The sequence below is a fragment of the Streptomyces sp. NPDC004126 genome, assembly GCF_050275515.1.
Classification (GTDB): domain Bacteria; phylum Actinomycetota; class Actinomycetes; order Streptomycetales; family Streptomycetaceae; genus Streptomyces.
Genome location: NZ_JBNNPF010000108.1, coordinates 1 through 8121, shown reverse-complemented (window position 1 = coordinate 8121; position 8121 = coordinate 1). Strand labels below are relative to the sequence as shown.

Here is an 8121-nt window from a genome sequence, read left to right as displayed (position 1 = left end):
TGACCGGTCAGACCCTCTGTGGTGGGTGTCCCGCGTCACTTCCGGCCCCCGAATCGAAGGAAACGGGTGCGTCGAACGCGGCTTTCCGAGTCGCCCGGCGCAGTGCCCTCAGCAGCGTGCCCCCGAGGGCGAGCGTGAGTACGACCGTCAGCGCGGCCCGCCCCAGGTCCCAGCCCACCGAGGTCGCCAGGCAGTACGCGGCGAAGCGGGCCAGGTTCTGCGGCACCGGGTCCCCGGGGTGGAAGGAGATCCCCTGCCCCATGCCCTGAAGCAGCACCCAGCCCTGCAGGTTCATGACCGTGCCGTACGCGAAGGAGCCCAGGAACCCGTACACGGCGAGCATCGCCAGCTCGGCCCGCCCCCGGATCCTCTCCGGCCCCGGCAGCAGCCCCGCGCCCAGCGAGAACCAGCCCAGCGCCAGCATCTGGAACGGCATCCACGGCCCGACACCGCCCGTGAGCAGCGCGGACGCGAACATCGTCACGGAGCCGAGGACGAAGCCGAAGCCGGGACCGAGGACGCGGCCGCTGAGCACCATCAGGAAGAACATGGGCTCCAGGCCGGCCGTGCCCGCGCCCAGCGGCCGCAGCGCCGCCCCCACGGCGGCGAGCACCCCGAGCATGGCGACGGCCTTGGAGTCCATGCCGTTGTCGGCGATGGTCGCGATGACCACGGCGACGAGGAGCGGGAGCAGCGCGGCGAACAGCCACGGGGCGTCCTGGGAGTGGGCCAGGCCGGACTGGCGGTCGGCGAGCAGGGGCCAGCCGAAGGCGGCGATGCCGATGAGGGTGACCAGGAGCAGGGCCGCGGCGGCGCGGGGGCCGATGCGGACGGGGCGGGCGGGGCGGGGCGTCACGGGGTCGCCTCCAGGGCGGCGGCGACCTGCGACACCGTGAGCCAGTGGCCCGGGGCCAGGATCTTCGCCACCTGGGGCGCGAAGGCGGGTGAGGAGACGACGACCTCGGCCGTCGGGCCGTCCGCGACGACCTCCCCGCCCGCCAGGATGACCACCCGGTGGGCCAGCTCGGCGGCCAGCTCCACGTCGTGCGTCGCCAGGACGATGGCGTGGCCGTCGGCGGCGAGGCCGCGCAGGGTCTCCACCAGGCGGGCCTTGGCCGCGTAGTCCAGACCGCGGGTCGGCTCGTCGAGGAGGAGCAGGGCCGGGCGGGCCGTCAGCACCAGGGCCAGGGCCAGGGTCAGGCGCTGCCCCTCGGACAGGTCCCGGGGGTGGGTGTCGTCCGGCACCCCGGGCAGCAGTACGCCGACCAGGGCGCGGCAGGTCCCGGGGGCCGCCCCGGCGTCGGCGTCGGCGGCGGCGCACTCGGCGGCGACGGTGTCGGCGTAGAGGAGGTCGCGGGGCTCCTGCGGCACCAGGCCGACCCGGCGGACCATCTCCGGGGGCGGGGTGCGGTGCGGGGTGCGGCCGCCGACGGTCACCTGGCCGGTGGAGGGGGCGAGGGTGCCGGTGAGGGCGGCGAGGAGGGTGGACTTGCCGGCGCCGTTGCGGCCCATGAGGGCGACGGTCTCGCCGGGGGCCACCTGGAGGGTGACGTCGTGCAGGACCTCGGTGCGGGCGCGGCGCACGCCGAGGTTCCTCACGGAGGCGGCGGGGGCCGCGGGCGCGGCACCAACCGGGCCGGCGCCCTTCGGCCGGCGCCCGGCCAGGCGGCGCAGCCGGGCGAGGGGGCCGGTGCCGGTGGCGTTCGCCGGGGCCGGGGCTGCCGCTGCGCGGGGCTGGTCCCCTACCCTCCCTTCCACCGTTCCCCGGGCTGCGCCCGGACCGCTTGCGGGGGCTTCGCCCCCATGCCCCGTGCCCCCGGCTACCGGTGGGAGGTGACGCCCGGACCCCTCCGGGGGCCCCGCCCCCATGCCCCCGCGCCGTGCCCCCTGGCGGAGCGGGTTGGTCAGCGGCCTGCCGGGAGGGCTCGGGGGGGCAGGCGGGGGAGGGGGGTGTCCAGGGGTGGGACCGCGCGGCGGCGGGGGGTGGAGGTGCCGGTCCAGCAGGTGCCGCGGCGGGCCAGGAGGCGGCGGAGCCACAGCTCCATCGAGACGAGTTCCGCGAGCCCGTCGAGCGGCACCGGCCGCCCCTCGGCCGCGTCGATCAGGGCCTGCTGCACCACCCGGGCGTCGACGAGGCCGGCGTCGGCGAGGAGCGGCGCCGCGAAGAGGGCCAGCAGCGAGGTGAGGGCGGCCCGCAGCCCCAGGCGGGTGGCGGTCTCGTTCGGGGTGTGGGCCGTGGCGCCCCAGCCGGGCGGGAGTTCGCGCACCCCGGCGGAGGCCAGGACACTGCGCAGGATCTCGGCGCGGGCCCCGGGCTGTACGCGCAGGGACTCCGGCAGGGCGCGCGCGGCCCGTACGACCTGGTTGTCGAGGAACGGCGCGTGCAGGCGCTGGCTGCGGACCTCCACGGCCTGCTCGAAGACGCGGTGGTCGGCGGCGTGCCGGGCCAGCAGGGCGCGTGCGCGGGCCTCGCCGGGGCGCAGCGAGAGCGGGGGCCGTCCGGCGGCGGCGCGCAGCCGGATCGATACTTCCGCCAGGGCTTCGCCGGTGAGCCAGCCCGCAGCGGGGCCGGGGCGGGACCAGGTGAGGGCGGCGAGCGAGGCGTCGACCGGCCCGGACGCGGCGGCGACGGCCGCTCCGCCCTCGCGGAGCCGGGCCGCGGCGGCCTCCATGCCGGCGCGGTACGGCGTACGGGCGAGGCGGCGGGCGGCCGAGTAGACGGAGAAGGGGACGAGCAGCGGGTCGGCAGGCGCGGAGCGGGCGAGGGCGGCGACGGGGCGCAGCAGGTGGCGGCGTCTGCGGTCGAGGAGGAGGTCGGCCATGCGGGCGGGGTGCGCGTCGAGGACGCGGCGGGCTCCGTGTCCGGTGAAGTGGTCGGCGGAGCCGGCGGCGAGGCGGCGCCGCTCGCGGGCGGCGGAGACGAGGGAGGGGCCGGGTTCGTCGGTGAGGGGGCCGTCGAGTTCCGCGTAGGGGAGGGCTTCCTCGGCGGCGGCCACGACGACGTGGTGGAGCCGGGGGTCGGCGGCGAGGGCGTGGGCGCGTTCGAGTTCGCCCTCGCGGCCCTGCGGGGTGGCGAGGTCGTTGAAGGTGACGGCGAGGAGCCGTGAGCCGGAGCCCGGGAGGGTGCCGGGGGCGCCGGGCAGGCCCGCGGCGAGGAGGGCGAGGGTGGCGGAGGCGGTGCCGCCGGAGAGGTCCGCGCCGACGCCCGGTGCGGGGGCGCCGCGGGCCGCGCGCCGGTCGGCGGGGCCCATTCCGGGCACGGGTCCGGGGTCGGGGAGCAGGGTCTCGGGGGCATGCCGCGGCGCCGTGAGCCGGGCGCGCACCGCGGCGGTCAATGCTTCCCGTACGCCCTCCACGGCCCGTTCGGGGTCGGCTTCGGGGGCGGCGACGGCGAGGGAGGCCACCTGTTCGTAGCCGGTGATCTCCCGGGAGCCCTCGCGCAGGATCAGGGCGTGGCCGGGCGGGATGCGCCGGACGCCTTCGTAGGGTGTGCCGTCGCCCAGTGCCTCGGGGCTGTCGGGGCAGGCGAGGAGGGCGGCGAGGTGGCCGACGTCGAGCTGCGCCTCGATGAGGTCGGCGAGCGGGAGCGCGGCGGTGGCGTAGGCGGTGCCGCCGGCCCAGGGGGTGTAGAAGACGGGCCGGGCGCCCGCGAGGTCGCCGAGGACGGTGATGCGGCGCCCGGCCTGGACGACGGCGGTGTAGCTGCCGGGCCACTCGGTGAGGTGGCGCAGGGCGCCGCCGCGGGCGGCGTAGAGGGCGCGGCGCAGTTCGGCGTCGGTGGCGCCGCAGCAGCCGAGGACGGCGAGGCGGGTGAAGGGGTCCGCCGGGTCGGCGGTGACGGTGCGGATCTCGTCCGGGCGCCAGTCGCCGACGGCCCAGAGGGGGTCGGGGTCGCCCCACAGGAGCTGGGCGCCGACGGGGTGGACGGTGCGTTCGGCGTCCTGGGCGGCGGGGTCGTCGGCGTGGGCGGCGTCGGCGATGCCGCCGTGCTGCGGCGGCTGGGGGTGGGGGTGGGACGGGCGGCCGTACGGGGATCCTTGGCCGCCGGTGCCGGCACCGGGTCCCGGGCCGACGCCGGGGCCGTACGGGGAGCCGTAGCCGTTGGACCCGTAGCCGTTGGACCCGTAGCCGTTCGGCCCGTAGCCGTTGGACCCGTGGCCGTTGCCGGGGCCGTAGGGGTCCGACGCCCCACCGGGGCCGGACGGGACCCGTCCTGCCGTGCCGAAGCTCGCGGCGATACTGCTCCACCCGACCAACCAGCGCACCGCCGCCTCCCCCTGCCCGTGGGCAAATGACCGGGGCAACGGACGGCCGGGACGGCACGGACGGTGTGCGTCGGCGTGCGTCGGCGCTCGGACGGCGTGGCCGGCTGGACCCCGGGTGGCTCGGGGTCCATGCTGCCACGAGAAGGGCGTGCGAGAGTGGCTTCGGGGGGCGCACATGTAAACGAACACGCCCCGGCCACGCGGTATTTGGCGTTCCGTTCCCACCGCCCCATAGGTCGGTTTCGGCCATTCTTCGGCCGCACTGAGGGCCGGTACGGGCCCTCGCGCGGGAAGCCCGGGGAGGCCGCGGGGCGCGGTCCGGGAGGCGTCTCCCACCTCCCGGACCGTTCCGCCACCCGCGGGGATTGAGGCAGCGGCATCCCCCGGCCCACCGGTTCCACGCGGCGGGCCGACCCACGCACCGCACATCGAATCGCCGGGCCCCGGCAGCGGCCAGAGCGCACGGCCGGGCGCACGGCCACACGGCCGGAGCACGAGCTGACACGTGCGCCCGGGGCACAACCCCCCGGGCCGACTGTGCATACGGACAACAATCCCGCCATACGGAAGTCGGGGCCTTAACGCTTGGGAGGCGGGGAACTACGCTGGGTTTACGAAATGCCGGGCGCCTATGCCCCGGCGGCGTCTGCGTTCCGCGTGTGACGAGGGGTGGCGCATGTCCAGGGAGCTCCGCGAGCCCAACGAGAAGCTCGGCGCCGTCCTCGCCCTGGCGGGCATCAGCAACGCCGGGCTGGCCCGGCGGGTGAACGACCTCGGCGCGCAGCGCGGTCTGACGCTCCGGTACGACAAGACGTCGGTGGCGCGGTGGGTGTCCAAGGGGATGGTGCCCCAGGGCGCGGCCCCGCACCTGATCGCCGCGGCCATCGGGGCGAAGCTGGGCCGGCCCGTGCCGCTGCACGAGATCGGGCTGGCGGACGCCGATCCGGCGCCGGAGGTCGGGCTGGCCTTCCCGCGCGACATCGGGGCGGCGGTGCGCTCGGCGACCGATCTGTACCGGCTGGACCTCGCCGGGCGGCGGGGTGGTGGCGGGATCTGGCAGTCGCTCGCGGGGTCGTTCTCGGTGTCGGCGTACGCGACGCCCGCCTCGCGGTGGCTGATATCTCCGGCCGACAGCTCGGTGGCCCGCGAACCGGGCCCCGCCGGCGACCCGGGCACCAGCGCTCCGGAGGCACCCCCGGCCGCCTCGGCTCCCGCTCCCGCTGCGGCTCCCGCTCCCGCCGCGGCTCCCGCTCCCGTTCCCGGGCGGGCTCCCGCCACCGCCGCCCCGCTGCGGCGGACGCCGGAAACTCCCGCGCAGGGCCTTGTGCCCGCGCAGTCCGGGCCCGAAACCGCGCCGCCGGCCGTCGCGGCGGCGGCCGCCGCGGCCGCTGCCGTGCGGGCCGTGCCGGACGCCTCCCCGCAGCGCGTGGGCCACAGCGACGTGGCGAAGCTGCGGGAGGCCGCCGAGGACGCGCGCCGCTGGGACTCCAAGTACGGCGGCGGGGACTGGCGTTCGTCGATGGTGCCCGAGTGCCTGCGGGTGGACGCGGCGCCGCTGCTGCTCGGCTCCTACACCGACGAGGTGGGGCGCGCCCTCTTCGGGGCGACCGCCGAACTGACCAGGCTGGCCGGCTGGATGGCCTTCGACACCGGCCAGCAGGAGGCCGCGCAGCGGTACTACATCCAGGCGCTGCGGCTGGCCCGGGCGGCCGCCGACGTCCCGCTGGGCGGGTACGTGCTGGCCTCGATGTCCCTCCAGGCGACCTACCGGGACTTCCCCGACGAGGGCGTGGACCTCGCGCAGGCCGCCGTCGAACGCAACCGCGGCCTCGCCACCGCCCGCACGATGAGCTTCTTCCGCCTGGTCGAGGCGCGGGCCCACGCGAAGGCGGGCGACTCGGCGGCCGCCGGGGCGGCACTGCGGGCGTCGGAGGGCTGGCTGGAGCGTTCCCGCGAGGGCGATCCCGACCCGACATGGCTGGGTTTCTACTCGTACGACCGTTTCGCGGCGGATGCGGCGGAGTGCTACCGGGACCTCAAACTCCCGCGCCAAGTGCGCCGTTTCACGGAGCAGGCACTGTCCCGCCCCACGGAGGAGTACGTACGCTCGCACGGGCTGCGGCTGGTGGTGAGCGCGGTCGCCGAGCTGGAGTCGGGCAACCTGGACGCGGCGTGCGCGGCAGGTACGCGGGCCGTGGAGGTCGCGGGCCGGATCTCCTCGGCGCGGACGACCGAGTACGTACGCGACCTGCTGCACAGGCTCGAACCGTACGGGGACGAACCGAGGGTCGCGGAGCTGCGCGAGCGGGCCCGGCCGCTTCTGGTGGCCCCCGCGTAGCCAGGTTGTCGGTGGTGGGGTGCAGTATGCAGGGGTGGGAGGTGTCAGCGTGGATTGCGACGTGCTGGTGATCGGTGGCGGGATCGTCGGCTTGTCGACAGCCCATGCCCTGTCACGGCTGGCCCCGGGCACCCGGGTGACCGTACTGGAGAAGGAGTCCGCCCCGGCCCGGCACCAGACGGGCCGCAACAGCGGGGTGATCCACAGCGGCATCTACTACCGCCCGGGATCGCTCAAGGCGCGCTTCGCGGTGACCGGTGCCGCCGAGATGGTCAAGTTCTGCGCGGAGCACGGCATCCCGCACGAGGTGACGGGCAAGCTGATCGTCGCCACCGAGCGGTCGGAGCTGCCGCGCCTGCACTCCCTCGTCCAGCGTGGCCGGGAGAACGGCATCCCGGTGCGCGAGCTGGGGCCGGCCCAGATCACGGAGTACGAGCCGCACGTCCGGGGCCTCGCCGCGATCCACGTCGGCACCACCGGGATCGTGGACTACGGGCAGGTCGCGGCGCGGCTCGCCGAGGACTCCGGGGCGGAGATCGTCTACGGCGCCGAGGCGGACCTGATCTCCCGCCGGCCCTCGGCGGTGGCGGTCCGCACCACCTCGGGCCGGGTGTTCCGCGCCCGCGTCCTGGTGAACTGCGCGGGGCTCCAGTGCGACCGGGTGGCCCGCCTGGCCGGTGACGACCCGGGCATGCGGATCATTCCCTTCCGGGGCGAGTACCACGACCTGGCCCGCCCGGACCTGGTCCGGGGCCTGGTCTACCCGGTGCCCGACCCGGCCTTCCCCTTCCTCGGCGTGCACCTGACGCGCGGCATCGGCGGCGGGGTCCACGTCGGCCCGAACGCCGTCCCGGCCCTGGCCCGCGAGGGCTACGGCTGGGGGACGGTCCGCCCGCGGGACATCGCCACCGAGCTGGCCTGGCCGGGATCCTGGCGGATGGCCGGACGGCACTGGCGGTACGGGGCCGGGGAGATCCACCGGTCGCTGTCGAAGCGGGCCTTCACCGAGGCCGTGCGCCGCCTGCTGCCGGCCGTCACGGAGGCGGACCTCGCTCCGGCGGCGGCCGGGGTGCGGGCGCAGGCGGTGCTGCGGGACGGCACGCTCGTCGACGACTTCCTCATCCGCGAGGCGCCGCGCACGGTGCACGTCCTGAACGCCCCGTCGCCGGCGGCGACCGCGTCGCTCCCGATCGGCCGCGAAATCGCCGGCCGGGCCTTGGCACACCTGCGCCCTTCCTCTTGACGCACCGCTCCCCTCCTTGACGCGCCGCTCGCGCGGCTCGGCCGCGGGCGGCCTCCCCGGCTTCGCGCCGCTGCGCCGGCCTCCGACCGGCGGGTGCGGGGCGGGGCCGGTTCGGGTGGCCGTGGCCGGTAGGTCGTCTGCGGGTGGGTGGGCCGCTGCGCGGGCGAGGGTCCCCTACCCGCCCTTCCACCGTTCCCAGGGGGCTCCGCCCCTGACCCCGGTCCTCAAACGCCGGACGGGCTACATATAGCCCCGCCCGCGGTTTAGGCGCGGGG

The 8121-nt window shown here is 76.9% G+C and carries 4 protein-coding genes and 1 pseudogene; 2 read left to right on the top strand and 3 right to left on the bottom strand.

From position 1 onward, the window contains the following. Positions 1 to 7: 7 nt before the first annotated feature. From ACQKM2_RS40320 to ACQKM2_RS40310, 3 genes and pseudogenes are all read right to left on the bottom strand, one after another. Complete coding sequence (locus ACQKM2_RS40320) at positions 8 to 901, bottom strand: ECF transporter S component (RefSeq protein WP_427719074.1); 894 nt, start codon at positions 899 to 901, stop codon at positions 8 to 10. Then, positions 853 to 1962 (bottom strand): annotated as a pseudogene (locus ACQKM2_RS40315) (energy-coupling factor ABC transporter ATP-binding protein); the annotation flags it as partial. The gene ACQKM2_RS40320 and the pseudogene ACQKM2_RS40315, both read right to left, overlap by 49 nt. After that, positions 1905 to 4265 (bottom strand): asparagine synthase-related protein, encoded by a 2361-nt coding sequence (locus ACQKM2_RS40310; RefSeq protein WP_427719072.1) that lies wholly within the window; start codon positions 4263 to 4265, stop codon positions 1905 to 1907. The gene ACQKM2_RS40310 and the pseudogene ACQKM2_RS40315, both read right to left, overlap by 58 nt. Positions 4266 to 4941: 676 nt before the next feature. On the opposite strand from ACQKM2_RS40310, the gene ACQKM2_RS40305 reads away from it, so the two are divergent. Together ACQKM2_RS40305 and lhgO are read left to right on the top strand one after the other, a co-directional pair. Further along, the gene (locus ACQKM2_RS40305; RefSeq protein WP_427719070.1) at positions 4942 to 6603 is read left to right on the top strand and encodes a sporulation protein; all 1662 of its coding nucleotides are present in this window, start codon (positions 4942 to 4944) and stop codon (positions 6601 to 6603) included. 19 nt (positions 6604 to 6622) lie between these two features. After that, complete coding sequence (gene lhgO, locus ACQKM2_RS40300; RefSeq protein WP_427719068.1) at positions 6623 to 7846, top strand: L-2-hydroxyglutarate oxidase; 1224 nt, start codon at positions 6623 to 6625, stop codon at positions 7844 to 7846. Positions 7847 to 8121: the final 275 nt, after the last annotated feature.